Annotated in this window: 21 protein-coding genes and 1 other annotated feature; of the genes, 5 read left to right on the forward strand and 16 right to left on the reverse strand. The window is 43.2% G+C overall.

What is annotated here, in order from left to right; all coding sequences use genetic code 11:
- Window positions 1-52: 52 nt before the first annotated feature.
- Together ACYP5M_RS09950 and ACYP5M_RS09955 are read right to left on the reverse strand one after the other, a co-directional pair.
- Window positions 53-1,165 (reverse strand): PucR family transcriptional regulator, encoded by a 1,113-nt coding sequence (locus ACYP5M_RS09950; protein WP_434167523.1) that lies wholly within the window; start codon window positions 1,163-1,165, stop codon window positions 53-55.
- Window positions 1,166-1,239: 74 nt separating this feature from the next.
- Window positions 1,240-2,928, reverse strand: a complete 1,689-nt coding sequence (locus ACYP5M_RS09955) for an L-lactate permease (protein ID WP_459734998.1) — start codon at window positions 2,926-2,928, stop codon at window positions 1,240-1,242.
- A gap of 254 nt (window positions 2,929-3,182) precedes the next feature.
- On the opposite strand from ACYP5M_RS09955, the gene ACYP5M_RS09960 reads away from it, so the two are divergent.
- The 4 genes from ACYP5M_RS09960 to ACYP5M_RS09975 all read left to right on the forward strand — a co-directional run bounded on the left by ACYP5M_RS09960 (window position 3,183) and on the right by ACYP5M_RS09975 (window position 6,963).
- Window positions 3,183-3,902 (forward strand): FadR/GntR family transcriptional regulator, encoded by a 720-nt coding sequence (locus tag ACYP5M_RS09960; RefSeq protein ID WP_101222867.1) that lies wholly within the window; start codon window positions 3,183-3,185, stop codon window positions 3,900-3,902.
- A 191-nt stretch (window positions 3,903-4,093) separates the two neighbouring features.
- Window positions 4,094-4,810, forward strand: coding sequence for a (Fe-S)-binding protein (locus tag ACYP5M_RS09965; protein WP_101222868.1), 717 nt, complete (start codon window positions 4,094-4,096; stop codon window positions 4,808-4,810).
- A gap of 24 nt (window positions 4,811-4,834) precedes the next feature.
- Complete coding sequence (locus tag ACYP5M_RS09970; RefSeq protein ID WP_230176764.1) at window positions 4,835-6,265, forward strand: LutB/LldF family L-lactate oxidation iron-sulfur protein; 1,431 nt, start codon at window positions 4,835-4,837, stop codon at window positions 6,263-6,265.
- Window positions 6,259-6,963: a LutC/YkgG family protein gene (locus ACYP5M_RS09975; protein ID WP_434169704.1), complete on the forward strand. Its 705-nt coding sequence runs from the start codon at window positions 6,259-6,261 to the stop codon at window positions 6,961-6,963. Before ACYP5M_RS09970 ends, ACYP5M_RS09975 begins: the two co-directional genes overlap by 7 nt.
- 62 nt (window positions 6,964-7,025) lie before the next feature.
- Here ACYP5M_RS09975 and ACYP5M_RS09980 read toward each other — a convergent pair whose 3' ends face one another.
- Both ACYP5M_RS09980 and ACYP5M_RS09985 read right to left on the reverse strand, forming a co-directional pair.
- Window positions 7,026-8,111, reverse strand: coding sequence for a M42 family metallopeptidase (locus ACYP5M_RS09980; RefSeq protein ID WP_459734999.1), 1,086 nt, complete (start codon window positions 8,109-8,111; stop codon window positions 7,026-7,028).
- A 64-nt stretch (window positions 8,112-8,175) separates the two neighbouring features.
- The gene (locus tag ACYP5M_RS09985; RefSeq protein WP_230176856.1) at window positions 8,176-8,664 is read right to left on the reverse strand and encodes a dUTP diphosphatase; all 489 of its coding nucleotides are present in this window, start codon (window positions 8,662-8,664) and stop codon (window positions 8,176-8,178) included.
- 108 nt (window positions 8,665-8,772) lie between these two features.
- Between ACYP5M_RS09985 and ACYP5M_RS09990 the strand changes: the two genes are divergently transcribed.
- The gene (locus ACYP5M_RS09990; RefSeq protein WP_101222875.1) at window positions 8,773-9,153 is read left to right on the forward strand and encodes a sigma-w pathway protein ysdB; all 381 of its coding nucleotides are present in this window, start codon (window positions 8,773-8,775) and stop codon (window positions 9,151-9,153) included.
- A 54-nt stretch (window positions 9,154-9,207) separates the two neighbouring features.
- Here the strand turns inward: ACYP5M_RS09990 and ACYP5M_RS09995 are convergent, their stop codons facing one another.
- The 12 genes from ACYP5M_RS09995 to nrdR form a co-directional block, all read right to left on the reverse strand.
- Entirely contained in the window at window positions 9,208-9,777 is a 570-nt protein-coding gene (locus ACYP5M_RS09995) for a TVP38/TMEM64 family protein (protein WP_101222877.1), read from the reverse strand.
- A 60-nt stretch (window positions 9,778-9,837) separates the two neighbouring features.
- The gene (locus tag ACYP5M_RS10000; RefSeq protein ID WP_101222879.1) at window positions 9,838-10,113 is read right to left on the reverse strand and encodes a DUF1294 domain-containing protein; all 276 of its coding nucleotides are present in this window, start codon (window positions 10,111-10,113) and stop codon (window positions 9,838-9,840) included.
- 68 nt (window positions 10,114-10,181) lie between these two features.
- A complete protein-coding gene (rplT, locus tag ACYP5M_RS10005) occupies window positions 10,182-10,541 on the reverse strand; it encodes a 50S ribosomal protein L20 (RefSeq protein WP_034309067.1) in 360 nt (119 codons plus the stop codon).
- Window positions 10,542-10,576: 35 nt separating this feature from the next.
- A complete protein-coding gene (gene rpmI, locus ACYP5M_RS10010) occupies window positions 10,577-10,777 on the reverse strand; it encodes a 50S ribosomal protein L35 (RefSeq protein WP_034309070.1) in 201 nt (66 codons plus the stop codon).
- 34 nt (window positions 10,778-10,811) lie between these two features.
- Complete coding sequence (gene infC / locus ACYP5M_RS10015) at window positions 10,812-11,312, reverse strand: translation initiation factor IF-3 (RefSeq protein ID WP_034309072.1); 501 nt, start codon at window positions 11,310-11,312, stop codon at window positions 10,812-10,814.
- Window positions 11,313-11,410: 98 nt separating this feature from the next.
- Window positions 11,411-11,547 (reverse strand) — a sequence feature (ribosomal protein L20 leader region).
- Between the two features lie 125 nt (window positions 11,548-11,672).
- A complete protein-coding gene (locus ACYP5M_RS10020) occupies window positions 11,673-12,167 on the reverse strand; it encodes an N-acetyltransferase family protein (protein WP_459735000.1) in 495 nt (164 codons plus the stop codon).
- 53 nt (window positions 12,168-12,220) lie between these two features.
- On the reverse strand, window positions 12,221-12,391 hold the full coding sequence (locus tag ACYP5M_RS10025; protein WP_157831018.1) for a hypothetical protein: 171 nt from the start codon (window positions 12,389-12,391) through the stop codon (window positions 12,221-12,223).
- Between the two features lie 106 nt (window positions 12,392-12,497).
- On the reverse strand, window positions 12,498-14,429 hold the full coding sequence (thrS, locus tag ACYP5M_RS10030) for a threonine--tRNA ligase (protein ID WP_101222884.1): 1,932 nt from the start codon (window positions 14,427-14,429) through the stop codon (window positions 12,498-12,500).
- Window positions 14,430-14,818: 389 nt separating this feature from the next.
- Window positions 14,819-15,679, reverse strand: a complete 861-nt coding sequence (ytxC, locus tag ACYP5M_RS10035) for a sporulation protein YtxC (protein ID WP_101222885.1) — start codon at window positions 15,677-15,679, stop codon at window positions 14,819-14,821.
- 121 nt (window positions 15,680-15,800) lie between these two features.
- A complete protein-coding gene (dnaI, locus tag ACYP5M_RS10040) occupies window positions 15,801-16,739 on the reverse strand; it encodes a primosomal protein DnaI (protein WP_101222887.1) in 939 nt (312 codons plus the stop codon).
- Window positions 16,726-18,144 (reverse strand): replication initiation and membrane attachment family protein, encoded by a 1,419-nt coding sequence (locus tag ACYP5M_RS10045; protein WP_230176760.1) that lies wholly within the window; start codon window positions 18,142-18,144, stop codon window positions 16,726-16,728. Before ACYP5M_RS10045 ends, dnaI begins: the two co-directional genes overlap by 14 nt.
- A gap of 58 nt (window positions 18,145-18,202) precedes the next feature.
- The gene (gene nrdR / locus ACYP5M_RS10050) at window positions 18,203-18,664 is read right to left on the reverse strand and encodes a transcriptional regulator NrdR (RefSeq protein ID WP_057911467.1); all 462 of its coding nucleotides are present in this window, start codon (window positions 18,662-18,664) and stop codon (window positions 18,203-18,205) included.
- Window positions 18,665-18,771 lie beyond the last annotated feature (107 nt).

An 18,771-nucleotide genomic window follows, 5' to 3' on the forward strand; every position in this document is an offset into this window, starting at 1 on the left:
AACACTTGGCCTTCTATGTATGAATATATAGAATTTAGTGCTTTCCAGAGAATTATTTTGTATGTTTATCCAATACTCTTACCGCTAGATACATAGTGACTAAATCGGCTAGCTTCCTAGGGTTCAGTCGGGTCAAATCTTCTATGCGCTTAAGCCTGTAATGAAGGGTATTGATATGGATGTGCAGGGCTGCGGCTGTTTCCTTCAAAGATAGATCACATGCAAAATACATGGAGAGGGTTTTAAGCAGCTCCTCATTAGGAAGCAGCTCCTGAATTGTCCTGGATAAATATTCCTGTTTTGTTTCAGCGGTAACTTCATCAAACAGGACCTCAAGCTTCAAGTCCTCGTCAAATATGATCCCTGATGAAGGACACGCGATTTTCAAGGAACGTTCCGCTTTAAAAAACGCCGACCTGAAAGCGGATCCTGATGCACGCGAACTAACTCCTGCACACACTTTATAACCCGAACTCTCCTCCAGCTTTTTTTGCAGTTTACTTAGTTTCTTATATTGCTGGTTTTTTGAACCGATGAAATCGGCTATTGAAAGAATGACGAATTGGTTCCTCCCCCAACGGACTGCGATGTCATTGGGATGCTGCTGGCTTATGTAAATCTGAAGCGTTCTCCATACATGAGGTTCAATGATTTCCTCAGTCTTGAATTCCCCAAGAGTGATGATTCGGTCTGCATGAACATCGACCCCAAGCAACTTGGCCTTCTGAAGGAAATGTTCATTGAACGTCTGCAGCTGATGCCATTCAAATACAAAGAATTCCATCAGACGTGATTGGGATTCTGCTTGTTCGAAATGATAGCTTTCCTGAATGAACATCTCCGTCATCTTTTTTAATAGTTCCGCATAAGGGGAAACATGTTTGGGGTCACCTGTAATTCCAATGACACAAACGGCTTCCTGGTTGAAGAAAATAGGTAGGTTTATACCTGCCTTCACTCCTTTCCAACTTCGTTCATCCTGTTTGTTGATGATCAATTTCTCACGATTGTTGAAAGCGTGGATGGCTCCTTCATGATAAGATCCAATACGGCTGCTGTCGGTGCTGGCGATAATTGTGCCAGCATTATCAATAATGATGATTTCCTCTTCAATCAGTTTCCGAACCTCATGAACCAATTTCCCTGCCACAGCTGCCAATTGCATTATATGTCCTCCTTTTTTGTATGGGCTTGAAAAATATTTCGAGGCTCCCCTATGAAAAGGGAGCCTCATTCTACTTATGGAATCATCCAGGAAAGGACGCCATTTTGCAAGAAGGTAATCACACAAACAAGCAGCAATAAGAAAAGACTATGTTTGAGCGTGAATCTCAATAATTCCGATTCCCTGCCCGCCAAGCCTACGGCAGCACATGCAATCGCTATCGATTGTGGTGAGATCATCTTTCCGGTGACCCCTCCGGAAGAGTTCGCCGCCAGCGCCAGCACCGGTTCCATTCCAACTTTTAGAGCGGTCACTTTCTGCAGACTGCCAAATAAGAGGTTGGCTGATGTATCCGATCCGGTAATGAACACCCCTAGCCAGCCGAGAACCGGTGCGAAGAACGGAAATAAATCACCCGATTTTGCAAGGGTCATCCCTAATGTTGTCGACATTCCTGAAGAATTCGTCACGTAGGCAAAGGCCACCACGGTAGAAATCATCAAGATTGGCTTTGCCAACTCTTTCATCGCTTCAACAAAGGTGCTATAAAAGTCTTTTGCAGACATGTGTGCGATGAACTTCGTTACGATTGCAGCCAGTAAAATGGCAGTCCCGGCTGCCCCGAGCAGTTCTATTTTATAGAAAGCCGCAATCGGCAATCCATTGCTTCCGATTATCTCATTATGCAGACCTGGGACTTCGATTTGGAAGGTTAATAGCTTCCCGATTTCATTGATTGCGCCAAGCAGCACATTGTTGCCTTCATAATGTCCGGAGAGAGCCGGCTTTATTGGGTTCATCCCCCATATTGTTATGAAAAGCGTTAACAGAAGGAATGGTGACCAAGCATGGAATATCTGCCATTTCGTGTATTTTGTCTCCGCTTCGGCTGTATATAAAGGTTCGACAGTGGCTGCCGTTTCCTCGGAGGCAAAGCGAAAGATCGTTTTAGGTTTCCAGAATTTAAGGAAGATCGCCAATGCAAATAGTGACACTAACGCGGAAAGGATGTCCGGTAGTTCGGGCCCAAGAAAATTTGAACTTAAGTACTGTGTGATGGCAAAGGAAAATCCGGAAACCAAAATTGCCGGCAGGACTTCAAGCGACCTTTTCCACCCAGTCATTATTAAAATGAGATAAATCGGAATGAAAGCCGAAAGGAATGGCAATTGGCGGCCGACCATTTTTGAGATCTCCATGGCGGCTATGCCAGTAGGGCCTTCCATGGCGATAATCGGTATTCCAACTGCCCCGAATGCTACCGGAGCGGTATTCGCGATCAAACAAATTCCGGCTGCATATAGCGGGTTAAATCCGAGACCGACCAAAAGCGCAGCCGAAATGGCGACAGGTGCTCCAAATCCCGCGGCACCTTCTAAAAATGCCCCGAAAGAAAATGCCACCAATAATGCCTGGAGACGGCGGTCTTCCGTAAGCGAAAGCACTGAAGAACGAATGATATTGAATTGTCCGCTTTTAACAGTCATTTTGTACAAAAATACGGAAGTGATGATTATCCATCCGATTGGGAGCAGCCCATATACGGCTCCCTGTGAAGCAGACATCACTGCTTTTCCTGCAGGCATTCCATATATCAATACAGCCACTGCAAGAGCTACAAGCAAAGTGGTTATACCTGCAATGTAACCTTTCATACGTTTGATGGTAAGTGCCCAGAAAAAGTAAAGAATTGGAATGAGTGCGGCAAGAGATGATAAAACTAAATTATCGGTGATCGGCGTAAAGTTTTGTGTCCATGTCATTCATTTCGACTCCATTTTCTATAGATTTTTTAAAAAATTCAGAAATCAACCGCTAATTGAAACCCCTTACATACCGAAATATTCAAAGTCATCAGATGACTTGATGAGTACTCATTAAAATTAAATGATTGAAAATATAAAATCAAGATTTTTTTTATTTTTTGTTGATTTTTCACCCTTCTGGAAGTGTCATATAGCATTTGTGTTATATAATATTAATCAGAGAAACTCATAGAAAATAGAGGTGCTACTACTTGGTATATAAAAAAATAAAGCCGAAAAAAATTTATGAAGAAGTCAGCGATGAACTTTATGAAATGATTCGGTCAGGCAGCCTGAAACCAGGTGAACAACTGGATTCGATTCAGCAGCTTGCGGAAAATTTCCAAGTCGGGCGCCCGGCCATCCGTGAAGCATTAAGTGCATTGAGTTCAATGGGTCTTATTGAAATAAAACAAGGTGAAGGAACATTCGTTAAAACCTTCGACCCTGCCATCATGAACCACCCCTTGTCTGCCGCCCTTTTGATGGATCAAGACAATATCAAGCATTTACTGGAAGTTCGGAAAATACTTGAGTCCGGTACGGCAGAAGTGGCAGCGAAAAAAAGAACGGAAGAAAACCTTATCGAACTCAAGGACAGGCTTTTTAATATGGAAAAGGTATCAGATGATGAAGAACTCAGTGATAAAGCGGATATCGCCTTCCATGTTGCAGTGGCAAACGCATCACAAAATGAGCTGCTGATTACATTGATGAACCATGTTTCAGAATTAATGACGGAAAAGATGCGTGATATCCGTCGGGTTGCGCTTTATTCCGAAGAGATGACACTTAAGCAGCTTTATCAGCAGCATGTCAGGATTTATGATGCAATCTTGGCACAGGATGAAGACGGAGCCCGCAGTGCCATGCTGTTTCACCTTCAAAGCGTCGAGGAATCACTGGACCGGGTCATCCAAAAAAATCAGTAAAAGCATAGTTGACCTTTCATTAATTTCAAAAATACCCTATACAAAAAAGGATAAAATTGATATATTATTTTGAAAACGATTATCTCATTTAAAAAATCATGGAAATTGGTATATTCTCTAAACCATTTCCTTTTTCCATTTTCTAGTCATCAGATGACCTGTTAACTTATTTGAAATAGGAGGAGTTCAGATTGAAAGTTACTCTCTTTGCAACATGTTTAGTCGATTTGTTTCAATCCAATGTCGGCAAAGCGACAGTGGAGCTACTCGAGAGATTAGGCTGTGAGATCGATTTCCCGGAATCCCAGATATGCTGCGGACAGCCGGCATATAATAGCGGGTATACGAAGGAATCGAAGGAAGCCATGAAAAAGATGATTAAAACGTTCGCGGATGCTGAATACATCGTAACCCCTTCCGGTTCCTGTGCAGCGATGTTCAAGGAATATCCGGCCCTATTCAAAGGGGATGCCGAATGGGAAAAGAAAGCGGCATCATTAGCGGCTAAAACATATGAATTGACCCAATTCATCGTGGATGTCTTAAAAGTGACCGACGTCGGGGCGACCCTTAAGGGAAAGGCCACTTATCATACTTCATGCCATATGACACGGCTGCTTAAGGTCAAGGAAGCACCTGCCATTTTGTTAAGCCATGTCAGGGGGCTGGAAATGACACCACTTCCGGATGCCCAAAACTGCTGTGGGTTCGGGGGAACCTTTTCGGTCAAGATGGGTGACATTTCCGGGCAAATGGTCGAGGAGAAAGTCTGCAATATTGAAGATACCGGGGCAGATTTTTTAATCGGCGGGGATGCAGGATGTTTGATGAATATCGGCGGGCGGATCCAAAGGAAGGGGCAACCGGTGCAAGTGCTTCATATTGCGGAAGTCCTGAATAGTATTTAAAGAAAGCGAGGAGGGGAAAAAATTATGGCTATGAAAACCAGCTCTGCCAAGTTTAAAGACCGGGTGGATGAAGGAATACATAATGATTTTATGCGATTGGCCGTATCGAGTGCCCAAGAACGATTACACGGACGGCGGCTGACTGCCGTTGATGAATTGGGAAGCTGGGAGGATTGGCGTTCCCTTGGGGAAGAAATCAGGCAGCATGTGCTTAGTAACCTTGATTTCTATTTGCACCAGCTCGCAGAAAATGTTTCGAAAAGAGGCGGTCATGTCTTCTTCGCTCAAACGGCTGAAGAAGCAAGCGGTTACATCAAGGATGTTATTGTAAAAAAGAATGCCAAAAAGGTCGTGAAATCCAAATCGATGGTCACTGAAGAGATCAATTTGAATGCCACTCTTGAGGCAGTTGGCCTCGATGTCGTTGAAACGGACCTTGGTGAATACATTTTACAAGTGGATGATCATGATCCCCCTTCCCATATCGTCGCACCTGCTCTCCATAAAAATAAGGAGCAGATTAGGGATGTTTTTAAAGAAAAGCTTGCATATACGCAAACTGAAAAGCCGGAAGAGCTTACCGCCCATGTCCGGGGCATTCTGCGGAAAGATTTCTTAAGCGCCGATGTGGGCATTACCGGCTGTAATTTTGCGATTGCGGAAACGGGCTCGATCGGTTTGGTGACGAATGAAGGAAATGCAGATTTGGTCACCGCCCTCCCAAAAACGCAAATCACCGTGATGGGAATGGAACGGCTTGTACCTACATTCGATGAATTCGAAGTCCTTGTCAGCTTATTGACAAGAAGCGCTGTCGGCCAAAGATTGACCAGTTACATCACCGCACTTACCGGTCCGCGTGATGAAGGTGATGTAGACGGACCCGAGGAGTTTCACCTTGTGATCGTGGATAATGGACGCTCCTCCATCTTGGGAACTGAGTTTCAATCCGTTCTTCAATGCATTCGCTGTGCTGCCTGTATAAATGTCTGCCCAGTCTATCGCCAGGTTGGCGGTCATTCATATGGTTCAATATACCCCGGACCAATCGGTGCTGTGCTTTCACCTTTACTCGGAGGATATGATGATTTCAAGGAACTTCCATATGCCTCCACTCTTTGTGCCGCCTGTACAGATGCCTGTCCGGTAAAGATTCCTCTCCATGATTTACTGAGGAAGCATCGGGAAGTCATCGTTGAAAAGGAAAAAATGGCGCCGTTTTCAGAAAAGATGGCCATGAAGGCCTTCGGAATTGGTGCGGCATCGCCTATGCTTTATAAATTCGGCTCCAAAATCGCACCATCAGCGATGTCCCCTTTTAAAACGGGGGATATCATCTCGAAAGGACCGGGACCGCTCAAAACTTGGACAGAAAGCCGCGAGTTCCCTGCTCCAGGGAAAGAGAGCTTTCGGGACTGGTTCAAAAATCGGGAAAAAGGAGGGAAACCATCATGAATGGAACCATCCATAATGAAGGGACATTTTTAAACAATATAGCAAAAAACCTGGGAAGGGGTCCTATTACGGAAGGCATCTCCGTTCCGGAATGGAAGCACGCCCCCCAAAAAGAAGTTTTGAAACATGCGACACCAAATGAGCTTGTCGCGGAATTGGAGGAGCAATGTAAACGAGTGCATACTCAATTTCACGTTACCGACTCCAAGGAAGTGATGCATTGTTTAACACAGGTGATCGAGGAGCTTGGAAACGGTCCCTTGATCATCCCTAAGGACGATCGGTTTTCCGACTATGGGTTAGAGGGTATCTTAAAGGAAAAAGATGTCCATATATGGGATCACCAAGCCGGGAAAGAAAATATCGAAAAAGCCGAAAGTGCTAACATCGGAATCACATTCAGTGAGATGACATTAGCAGAATCAGCGACCGTCGTCTTGTTCAGCGACAAGGATCACGGCCGTTCCATCAGCTTCCTTCCTTCTTGCCATGTTTCCATCATTCCAAAAAGCACCATCGTACCGCGAATGACTCAGGCTGCTGCGGCCATCCGTTCAAAAGTTAAACGGGGCGAGGTCGTTCCTTCCTGCATCAATTTCATAACAGGCCCGAGCAACTCTGCTGATATCGAAATGGACCTTGTCGTCGGAGTCCATGGCCCCATCAAAGCGGTCTATATAATCGTCGAAGATAAGTAGAAATAAGAAATAGAAAATGGAGAGGACCTAAATTAGGCCTCTCCATTTTTAATTTCACTATATTATTCGTAAATGATCCGATCAACCGCTTCGCGATCGAGGCGTTTAATCACTTCGACAATGAGCTTAACTGCATTCTCATAATCATCCCTGTGAAGCATTGCTGCGTGTGAATGAATGTAGCGTGTGGCAATCGTGATCGCCAGAGCGGGAACACCATTTGCCGTTAAATGGATGGAGCCGGCATCCGTCCCGCCGCCTGGAATCGATTCATATTGATAAGGAATATTCATTTCATCAGCCGTGTCGGTGACGAAATCGCGCAATCCCTTATGTGCCACCATCGATGAATCATAGATGACGATTTGCGGGCCTTCCCCCATCTTACTCATCGCTTCTTTTTCGGAAACCCCCGGTGTATCACCAGCAATGCCGACATCGACGGCAAAGCCGATATCCGGCTGAATTTTGAATGTGGATGTTTTGGAGCCACGCAGGCCGACCTCTTCTTGCACTGCGCCAATTCCATATACTACATTAGGATGGTCGCTTTCTTTCAGCTGTTTAAGCACATCAATGGCGATTGCACAGCCAATTCGATTGTCCCAGGCTTTGGCGAGAAGCATCTTTTCATTATTCATGACCGTGAATTCAAAATATGGCACAACCATATCCCCTGGCTTGACGCCCCATTCCTTAACCTCTTTTTTGCTGGATGCACCAATATCAATAAACATATCTTTAATATCAATCGGCTTCTTCCTTGCATCGGCTGACAGGATATGTGGCGGCTTGGAACCGATAATGCCAGTTATATCACCTTTACCTGTAACGATCGTCACGCGCTGGGCCAGCATTACCTGTGACCACCAGCCCCCTACCGGCTGAAAACGCAAAAATCCTTTATCATCAATTTGGGTGATCATGAAACCGACTTCGTCCATATGCCCGGTAACGACGATTTTCGGTCCGTTTTCATCTCCCGTTTTCTTGGCAATCAAACTCCCCAGGCCATCTGTCGATATTTCATCCGCAAATGGTGTTATGTATTCGGTCATCACTTTTCTTACTTCACTTTCATTTCCTGCAATGCCTTTAGCATCCGTTAAGTCCCGAAGCATCTTTAACGTTTCATCCAATTGAGTCATTCTTTTACCTCCCTATAACTTACATTACAAGAATAATTATACAGACAATCGATTACATAAACAATCAGTAGCCTTGCTTTTGCCTTTCGTAATTCACTTCATTTTTGCTTACATAAGCTTTTTCCACATCCATTGCCGAAAATCCAAGCAACTCCCCTAAATGTAAATACGCAGCAAATACCTTTTGGAAAGATGACTCTGTCAACTGTGTGCGAAATTCACTGATGTAGCCGTAAATAGCAGTAAATTGAACAGTCAAATCCTCCTGATGCATGGTTGGGGCAGATGGAACTTCCGGTACAAATCCCCGTTCGATCCCGAGTGACAAAATGAAATGAATGCCATCCACGTATTCAGCCAAAATCGTTTCTTTATCAGAGGGGCCTTTAAGACTCCAGAATTTAAAACATCTCGTTTCATTGGCTAGCTCACCAAGCTCCACTAAAAGAGCAAGTATCTTCCGTTCCACCAAGTCTTCAGAACCCAATTCATGCTTTGATTGTATATGCTCATCCAAAGCTGCCTGCATTTCCATTAATTTACCTATGTTCATTTTCATCACTTCTTTCCTTGTCTTCCCCTAAATTATATCAAATAAATGAAACTTATTAAAAACCCATACGTAAATGAAGGGAATCACTCTGTTTAAGGAGGTAGCTCCATGGTATTGATCATGCGGTTCATTCTTTTGGCTCTCATCATTTTCTTAATATATACAGTCATCAAATATCTATTTAATCCGAAAAGAAAATTAGAGCTGGCACATGAACAGAAAAAGTTCTTTCTGCTCGACGATACAGCCAATATACGAAAGAATTTTTTATTGACGTACAACGGGGTGATGTTTGAAGGGGAAAAGTATCTAGGGACGACGGAACGCTCCTTTGAGGTCATCTCCATCTTCATATGGCCCAAGAAAGTGGCCGGCCTAAAAGGCTTGAAGCGAAATGACTTTTTAAAAATCGAGGAAGCCATAAAAAAACAATATCCGGATGCCGTTATTGATTGGAAAAGCCCTGTTAAGGAATTTTTACAAAAATGAAAAAAAATCACACGTAATGAAGAGCCTTGAGAAAAATGTACTCAAGGCTCTATATTAATCATCTGAACGAAAAAATTCCTTCCAGGGAACGACCGTCTGTTTCTCTCTCAATAAATAGAGCAATAAGGTTAAGGATAATAAAATGATGACGATCAGGGTTGGACTGAAATCTGCAATATAGTGGCCAAAAACCGTATATACGAATGCTACAGGGAGATTGGTCATGAAGGATAGATAAAAATAATTTTTCAGCCCTTTATTGGATTCCAATAAGCAAAGCGACAGCAAGTAAAAGTGAATGAACGGTATTAGCCTCAGTACTGCAATTTGCCGGCTGTTTAGCTTTCGGTTTCCAAAAAGCTTATTCTTAAGCCGCAGCAGCCTATCCTTTGTTTTCGGAAATTTGCCTATCACGAAATAAAAGGCCATACTGGACAACGTCAAACCGATTACCGAATAGATGGTTCCAAAAGCTGCCCCGAATAATACTCCTCCAGACATGCAAACCACAATGACGGGAATGAATAAAAATTGCCTTAATAAATGAAAAGTGATAAAAATCAACGGTGCAAACACGCTTCCTGATTGAACGTAGCTCATCACAAGTGTCAGTTTATCATTCATGCTCTCCCTCCAGCTACTCTTTGCTGCTTCTACAAGCATATACATTATAGCGGCTACATATTACAATTGAATGAATATCTTAATCAATAAGCCTATCTGAAGAATCATCAATATCGGCAGGCCCCACTTAAAAGCGGCATGCTTCGTCTTATGGCGGAATTGCTTCATCCCCAAAAAGGACCCAGTCCCTCCGCCTATAACCGCCCAAAACCAAAGTGTCTTTTCACTGATCCGGTACTCCCCATTACGCGCTTTCCTTTTGTCGATTCCCATTAAGGCAAACCCGATGATGTTTGTGATGATCATATAAGCAGCAATGAACCATACTCCTTGCATCCTTATTCCCTCCTTTAAATATGTAAAAAGCCACCCTCTTGAAAAGAGAGTGGCTGTATCAGTCAGACTTATTTGTCTAATTGTTGTTTAGCAGCAGTTGCTAATTGAGCAAAAGCTTGTTCGTCAGCAACAGCAAGATCAGCAAGCATTTTGCGGTTCACTTCGATACCAGCAAGCTTTAGACCATGCATTAAACGGCTGTAAGAAAGACCGTTGATGCGTGCTGCAGCGTTGATACGAGTGATCCAAAGTTTGCGGAAATCACGTTTCTTTTGACGACGGTCACGGAAAGCATAGTTTCCTGACTTCATTACTTGTTGGTTAGCTACTTTGAAAAGAATATGTTTCGCGCCATAGTAACCTTTAGCTAATTTTATTACCTTTTTACGACGTTTGCGAGTAACAGTACCGCCTTTTACACGTGGCATGTTATTTCCCTCCTATTTAACTCGATAAATCGAACTTATTTAATGTTGTCTAGCATATGACGAATACGTTTGAAGTCACCTTTGCTTACAAGGCTAGCTTTGCGAAGCTTACGCTTTTGCTTAGTAGATTTGTTAGCAAATAAATGGCTTGTGTAAGCGTTAGAACGCTTAAGTTTGCCGGATCCAGTCTTTTTGAAACGTTTAGCAGATCCGCGGTGAGTTTTCATTTTAGGCATAAGGTATTCCTCCTCATTACAAATTACTTTACAATTACTTTTCGTTTTTCGGTGCTAAGATAATGAACATGCTGCGCCCGTCCATTTTTGGGTGTTGCTCGATTGTAGCCACTTCTTTACATGCTTCAGAAAAACGAACGAGTACACGTTGACCAATTTCCTTATGCGTAATGGCACGTCCTTTGAATCGGATAGAAGCTTTTACTTTATCGCCTTTTTCAAGGAATTTAATACCGTTGCGAAGCTTCGTATTGAAATCGTGTTCTTCAATCGTCGGGCTCAAACGAACCTCTTTCAGACTGATGACTTTTTGATTTTTACGTGCTTCCTTGTCTTTCTTTTGCTGCTCGAAGCGGTGTTTTCCGTAGTCCATGATCCGGGCTACCGGAGGCTTTGCATTTGCAGCAACTAAAACTAGATCAAGATTTACACGAGCGGCAATTTCCAATGCTTCGAATTTCGTTTTAATTCCAAGTTGTTCTCCGTTTTGGTCAATAAGACGAACTTCACGGGCTCGGATGCCCTCGTTTACCATCGCGTCTTTACTAATAGTTAGCCACCTCCAAAGATATTGGCGAATACGAATATTTGAATAAATTCGGTCACGCTCACAACTCGCTTACAGGATATAATCATAATAAAAAAGTGTGGATGCATGCTGCACCCACACTGATAGACTCATTCAGAAAGATCCAAATAATCAAATCATGACCTGTTAACTGCATTGTTTGCGTCAACCAGGTGAGAAGCGGGTGCTTCTTCTTTTCATCAAACACGTATTCAATTCACTTTAGAAATATATCATAAACACTGATGACTTGTCAAATGCTAATTTATTCGTTTTTCACAACAAAATTAATATTATCAGACATTCAGTTATTTGACAATACGTTTTTTAAAGTAATTTGGACAAAAAATATTCATCATGATACTTCCCATCAAAAAACAATGATTCCCGCTTTATTCCTTCCTTTTCAAAACCCATCTTTCGATATAAGGAAAGCGCAGGGGCGTTGTTTGCAATCACGGACAATTCCAGGCGCCGGATTCCGTTTGTCCGTGCATGCTCCTCCATTTTTTGAAATAGCTTCGTACCAATGCCTTTTCCCCGGTCAGTTTCATTGATGCCGATGACGATTTTGGCTGAATGCCTCGTTCGGCCCATTTGATTGCCCAATAAGATCAGGTAACCATACAGTTCATGGCCGCTAGCAGCAACGAGGAAAACGGAAAGGGGATTTTTTTCGATTTGCTCCATTTGCTTCTCCATTTGTTTCGCTGTCGCTTTTCTTTCCCCAGGGTTGAACAGCATATACCCGGAATCTTCAACATGATTGAACAGAGCAGCCAAGTTATCCGCGTCTTCCCTTGAGACCTTTCTAATCTCCATTTATCCCCACTCCCCCTTTGGTTACAGTCCATACTGACAGAAGCCATCAAATGTTAAGAGTTTTCTTTCGCCTTTTTCTTTTTCTCAATGGCATCCCAAGAAAATAGGGCTATCCAAAATAACAGGACCGGGACGATGGCATATTGTCGATAACCATCCAATAACAATAAGATGATGATGACAAGGAATGTCGGTCCGAATAGATAAGTAAATTTCTTTTTCATGCTGCCCCTCCTTTTCATTGCTGTACATATTTTCACATGATGGTTTCATTTTATCATGCCATAATTAAAAAGAGGGACACAACTATATGTGCCCCTCTTTTTGATGTTAACGGCTTACTTCAGCCTTAATCGCTGAAACGAAATCTTCAAAAGCGATCGTTTCGGATTTTTGTTCACCGTACTTACGTACATTCACGCTGCCTTCTTTGGCTTCGTTGTCTCCAACAACCAGCATGTACGGGATTTTTTGCATTTGCGCTTCACGGATTTTGTAACCGATTTTCTCGTCACGTGTATCCAGGTCGACACGAATGCCTTGCGCCTTAAGTTTTTCCTGTACTTCTTTCGCATAATCCAAGTGCACTTCAGGTGAGACCGGGATCACTTGTGCTTGGATAGGTGCAAGCCAAGTCGGGAATGCCCCCTTGTATTCTTCGATCAAGTAAGCGACAAAACGTTCCATTGTGGAAACGACACCGCGGTGGATAACAACCGGACGATGCTGCTTGCCGTCCTCACCGACGTAATTAAGATCAAAACGTTCAGGAAGCAAGAAATCAAGCTGAACAGTGGAAAGCGTTTCATCTTTCCCTAAAGCAGTACGTACCTGAACATCAAGCTTAGGACCGTAGAATGCCGCCTCACCTTCCGCTTCAAAGTAATCCAGACCAAGTTCATCCATGGCGCCTTTTAACATGCTTTGCGCTTTTTCCCACATGTCATCATCATCGAAGTATTTTTCTGTATCTTGCGGATCGCGATATGACAGACGGAATGAATAATCCTTGATATCGAAATCTTTATATACTTCCAGAACCAGGTTCACAACGCGCTTGAACTCTTCTTTGATTTGGTCGGGGCGGACAAAAATGTGTGCATCATTCAATGTCATCCCACGTACACGCTGAAGGCCTGAAAGGGCACCTGACATTTCATAGCGGTGCATCAAGCCTAGCTCGGCAATCCGGATTGGCAGTTCCCGGTAGCTGTGGATGCTGTTTTTATAAACCATCATGTGATGCGGGCAGTTCATCGGACGCAGGACAAGCTGTTCGTTTTCCATCTCCATGACAGGGAACATGCCGTCCTGGTAATGATCCCAGTGTCCAGAAGTTTTATAAAGGTCCACGCTACCCATTACAGGTGTGTAGACATGGTCATAACCCAACCGTTCTTCCTTGTCCACGATATACCTTTCGATTGTCCGGCGGATGGTCGCTCCTTTTGGCAACCACATCGGCAGCCCTTGCCCCACTTTCTGTGAGCTCATGAACAAGTTCAATTCTTTACCGATTTTACGATGGTCACGTTCCTTTGCTTCTTCAAGGAAACGCAGGTGTTCGGCCAAATCTTCTTTTTTATAGAAAGCCGTACCGTAAATGCGTTGCAGCATTTTGTTTTTGCTATCGCCTCTCCAGTATGCTCCAGCGATGCTCAATAGCTTGAATTCTTTGATTTTCCCAGTTGATGGAACATGAATTCCACGACAAAGGTCAAAAAATTCACCCTGCTCATAAAGCGTTACCTGCTGATCGGCAGGAATTGCATCGATCAACTCCAATTTATACTCGTCGCCTATTTCTTTAAAACGGGAAATCGCTTCATCACGACTTACTTCGATGCGGGAAATTTCCAAGTTCTCGTTGACGATTTTCTTCATTTCTTTTTCAATCAATGGAAGGTCTTCGGGAGTCAATGATTCCTCCAGATCCATATCATAGTAAAAGCCGCCCTCGATGACTGGACCCACGCCGAATTTAGCGTTTTTGTACAAACGTTTGATCGCTTGTGCCATCAAGTGCGCTGTACTGTGACGCAATACTTCAAGAGCATCCGCTGTGTCCTGTGTGACGATTTCGATTGAACCATCTTGTTCAATCGGCCGTTTCAAATCATATAATTCACCATTGAATTTTCCGGCAATGGATTTTTTCCTTAAACCAGGACTGATGGATGCAGCGATGTCTTCAGTTGTTGTGCCTTTAGCAAACTCCTTAACCGCTCCGTCAGGAAAAGATATTTTCAGTAATTCTGACATTGAGTTTCACTCCTTCTTATTGTTCGAACAAATTACAGGTATTTGATTCCATTACAACACAAAAAAGCCCGTCCCTGTATAAAACAGGGACGAGCTTAGTAATAAATATCATTAACCCGCGGTTCCACCCTCGTTCCAGCTTGCTTTTCACGGCAAAATGGCACTTGTAACTTGGTAACGGCAGCTTCCCGTCAGCTCATATTCACAGGATGCCTGCTTTCCGAGCCGAAGTTTAAAGGTGGTAAGTGTTCCATGCGAATAGGAAGCTTACAGCCTGTTGGCTCCCCTCTCTGATAATCGGCGACTAGAATACCCTTGTCCTCATCATAACTTTTAGTTTTTTAATAGTATGTAGGAAATTATAATTTGTTATACGGTGAAAATCAAGGTTAATTTTCTTTTTTCCACGAAAGATCATTCAAATGCATAGAAAATGACGAAAGTGGCAGGATAGTGGCCCGTTCTTCGAAAATCCTTGAAATGGTCTGGATCAGCCCCTCATCCTTGTCATCGGTATAGATACACAAGTTTTCAGGAGCAATCGATAAAAGCGGGGCAAGTATCACCGTATCGAGAAATAGTGAACTTTTGGCAAGAAGCCTCCTGTCGATCATACTATTGATTTTTGGGCGGTCGAGCTTGCTGAACTTCTGATCATAGAAATGAAAACCATCCCGGTTGACCAGGTGAAGCTTTCTTAATTTCGACTCCTGCCCTTGAAGGCAATCACGGAGCGTAGCAATGAAATTTTGATAGTCCTGTTCCAGCTTGTATTCATCAATCGCCTTGACGACATACTTTTCCAACGTGTGCTGAAATGATTTCAAACGGAAGGTCGTAAAAGAATCGAATGAAAAAGATACCTTTCCAGCCAAGATGCTTTGAAGTCCCTCCTCAATCAATCGTTTCTCCGTACTGAATGCTTCATCTTGACTCCTGGTTCTTTCCACCTCGATGATTGATGATGCAATTTCAATGATGGCTTCAATTTCTTCCCGTTCCCTATAAAAAAATTTACCGACTATTATTTGCTCCAGAACAGGAAGCGTCTTTTCTTCCAATAAAAAAGAATGAAATGCATCACGAAGCAGAATTAGCCATTCATCACCTGAAGACTCCGTCATATCCACATACATGCCTTGTTGCGGAAGAAATCGAATATATGCTTGAAATTCTGCCCCCAGTGGATGGACAGAAACGAAATTCAGTAATTTCAATGCCTCTGAATCGTTTTGAAACGAAATTTGCACTACGACATCCCCCCTTCCCCCTTGCTTCTTTTTTCATGTATATGGGGATGGGGACGTGTTTAGAAGTAGGATGAGCCTTGTAAGATGAAAAAAGTGACCTCCATTAAGAGACCACTTTTCTTCATCTTCTCCGATTCATGCCATCAAGCTTGACCGGCTCAGCTAAATATTGAATTCTTTCCAGTACCCTGGCCGCCTTCACTTCTTCCTTCTCACCACGCTGTGAAAAGGTCAGGTGGTTCTCCAGGCCATTCAAGTCAAAATTCGAAGTGAAAAACGTTGGCAGGTTTTCCAGCATCCTGAATTGTAAAATTGGACCAAAAACCTCATCGCGTCCCCAGCTCGTCATGGACTCCGCTCCAATATCATCAAGCATGAGGACAGGTGCCGTTTTCACCATTTCAATTTTTTCATTGACCGTATTATCACCTATCGATCCCTTAAGTTCCCTCAAGTAGTCAGGTACATAGACAATAAGGGAGGAAATTTGCCTTTTTGCAAGTTCATTGGCAATCGCACCTAATAAGTACGTTTTCCCAACGCCGAATTTCCCATAAATATATAAGCCTTTTTGCCTTTTACCTGGCTCATATTCCATAATGAACGACATCGCTTTACTTAAGACAGACAAGCGTTTGTTTTCATTATCCGTTTGGGTAAAGTCTTCAATGCTCGCCTTTAAAATATCCTTCGGTACATACAGGCTGCGGATCAACTTTTCCCGTTTCCGCTTTTCATCCTCTGCCAATTTCCGCGGGCAGACTTCATAATGCAGGTTCAGGGCTTTCCCTTGAACCACCAATTTGGGATAATACCCCTGCATCATATTGATGCAGCCATCCAAGCTCGGACATTTATCACACTTATTGCTTTGTGAAGTGAACTCATAAAGCTTCCCCAAGTTTTTATCAATCATTTCCTTCGTGACCGTCGAGCTGTTGGCATTCATAAATAACCGCACTTGTTCGTTTTCAAAAATCTCCTGTTTCAGCTTTTCATAACGCTGTTGAAATTGATTTGTATTCGCCAATTTATTAAGGGACCTATTAATCTTTTCCATCGTTCATTTCACCTCCTGCTTTCCACTGCTTCCATTTCTCCAGAAGCTCGCGTTTCTGGGCATCCAATTCAGGCTGATCTGCATTCTGCTCCTGCTGTGCTTCTTCTTTTTTCTCAAGCCACTCCGGAACCACTTCTTCACGTATCGCCTTTTTCCGGCCGCCCTTCGCAGCATTCCTGCTTCCTTGAGCCCAGTCCTGATATTTCCTATGTTCATTTTTAGCCAGCTCCATCGCCTCGACCACCGTGGAGACCTTCAGTCGTGCCCAATGGCCTGCCAGCTTTTCGACATAGCCCTTCGTGAACTTCATATCCGTTTTGAGCATGACATATTCAATCAAGACATTGACGACACCCGGATTCAGCTTTTGATTGATCATCACGCCCTCAACGACTTTCAAATCACCGCTTGATGGCTCTGCACCGCCAGACAATTGCATCAGCCGCTCCCTTGGGGAAATCGTCTCCAAATGGCGGATTAACTCTTGTTCCTGTGTTTTCGGTTCCTCTTTTTGCGTCCGTTCACGAATCGGCTGCACCCGATTGACAAGGGAAGGCATATCGGCCTGTCGTTCAATCTGATACCAGTCCCTTGCCGCCTTTCTGAGCACTTCCTCATCGATCTCATCATCCAATGAAACGGCATCCATTACTAGTTTTTGCATTTCAAGCGGATCGATGCCATATAAAAAAGCAAGTTTGGCAATCGTATTTTTTATTTTCGGAGTAAATGCCTTTTTCGGTACGATCGAGGATTTTATCCCGGCAAATAAAAGGTCGAAATCAAATAAGTCATCAAACCCCGATGGCTCGACGCCTTCCGTCCGATCGATGTATTGCTGTTCAGGCATCGGCTGCCATTCATTTTTCGCTTCATCCGTTACATATAAAGAGTCCAAATGATCTGATGAGAATACTTCCGCAAAAGATTTAGTCACACCTTCATATTGATCGGTTAAGATATGGTCATCACAAAAGAATCTCTTTAACCGGTTGAATTGCGCTTTACCGATTTTTTTGTATAAGTAAATATTCAGCATTCCATCCGTGAAAAACTGCTGGGGGGAAAGCGGCGGGTTTAACTCATAGATGAATTCCTTCGTTTCATTTTTCGATTTCTTATATACATTCAACAGACCGATTCCCTCAAGTAAAAGCCGGGCTTCGTAAATATCAGCTAACTTAAGGCCGATGGTATTCATTAATTGATAATGTGAGGAGGTTTCCGACCATAGCCTGTTCTCCTCCAACTCACTCCATAACGTCATATATAGGCTAATGCATATAGGTCCAATAAGAGGTTGATATAGTCGGGTAAGTATTTTCCGATCATAGTCATGAAGCAGCCCCGCAGATGAGACCAAATATGAATCAGCTGGGAGCAATTCTTGCCAATGCTTTGACATCTCCATTCAAACCTTTCAAAAGATGTAGTGAAAAAAGAGCCAAAGTGAATCTTCAGCTCTACTTTCTTTCTTTATTTATCAAATCTTTCAATTCATCGATAAAGACATTGATGTCTTTAAATTGTCGATAGACGGATGCGAACCTTACATAGGCAACCTCATCGACTTCTGCCAGCTTGTCCATCACCATCTCGCCGACATTGTCGCTTTTCACTTCCGATATGCCCTGGTTTCGTAGTTCTTTTTCTACATAACTGGTAATTTGCTCTAGTTCTTTCAAGGGAACCGGGCGTTTTTCGCAAGCCCTGATTAAGCCACGCAGGATTTTATCACGACTGAACTCTTCCCGCGTCCCGCCCTTTTTCACTACAATAAGCGGTGTTTCCTCCACCTTTTCAAATGTCGTGAATCGAAAACCACATGCCTCACATTCACGGCGTCGTCGAATCGATTTACTTTCATCGACTGGCCTGGAATCGAGCACTCTTGTTCCGTTATATTGACATGATGGGCATTTCATCATTATCAGCTCCGTATTTTATGTAGGACTCCCCTATCTAAATGTTCCCCAAGGAATTACTTCTCTATCTTAATCTTATATTAAATGGAACGGCCAGTACAAGTAAA

This window comes from Peribacillus sp. N1, from assembly GCF_054600815.1.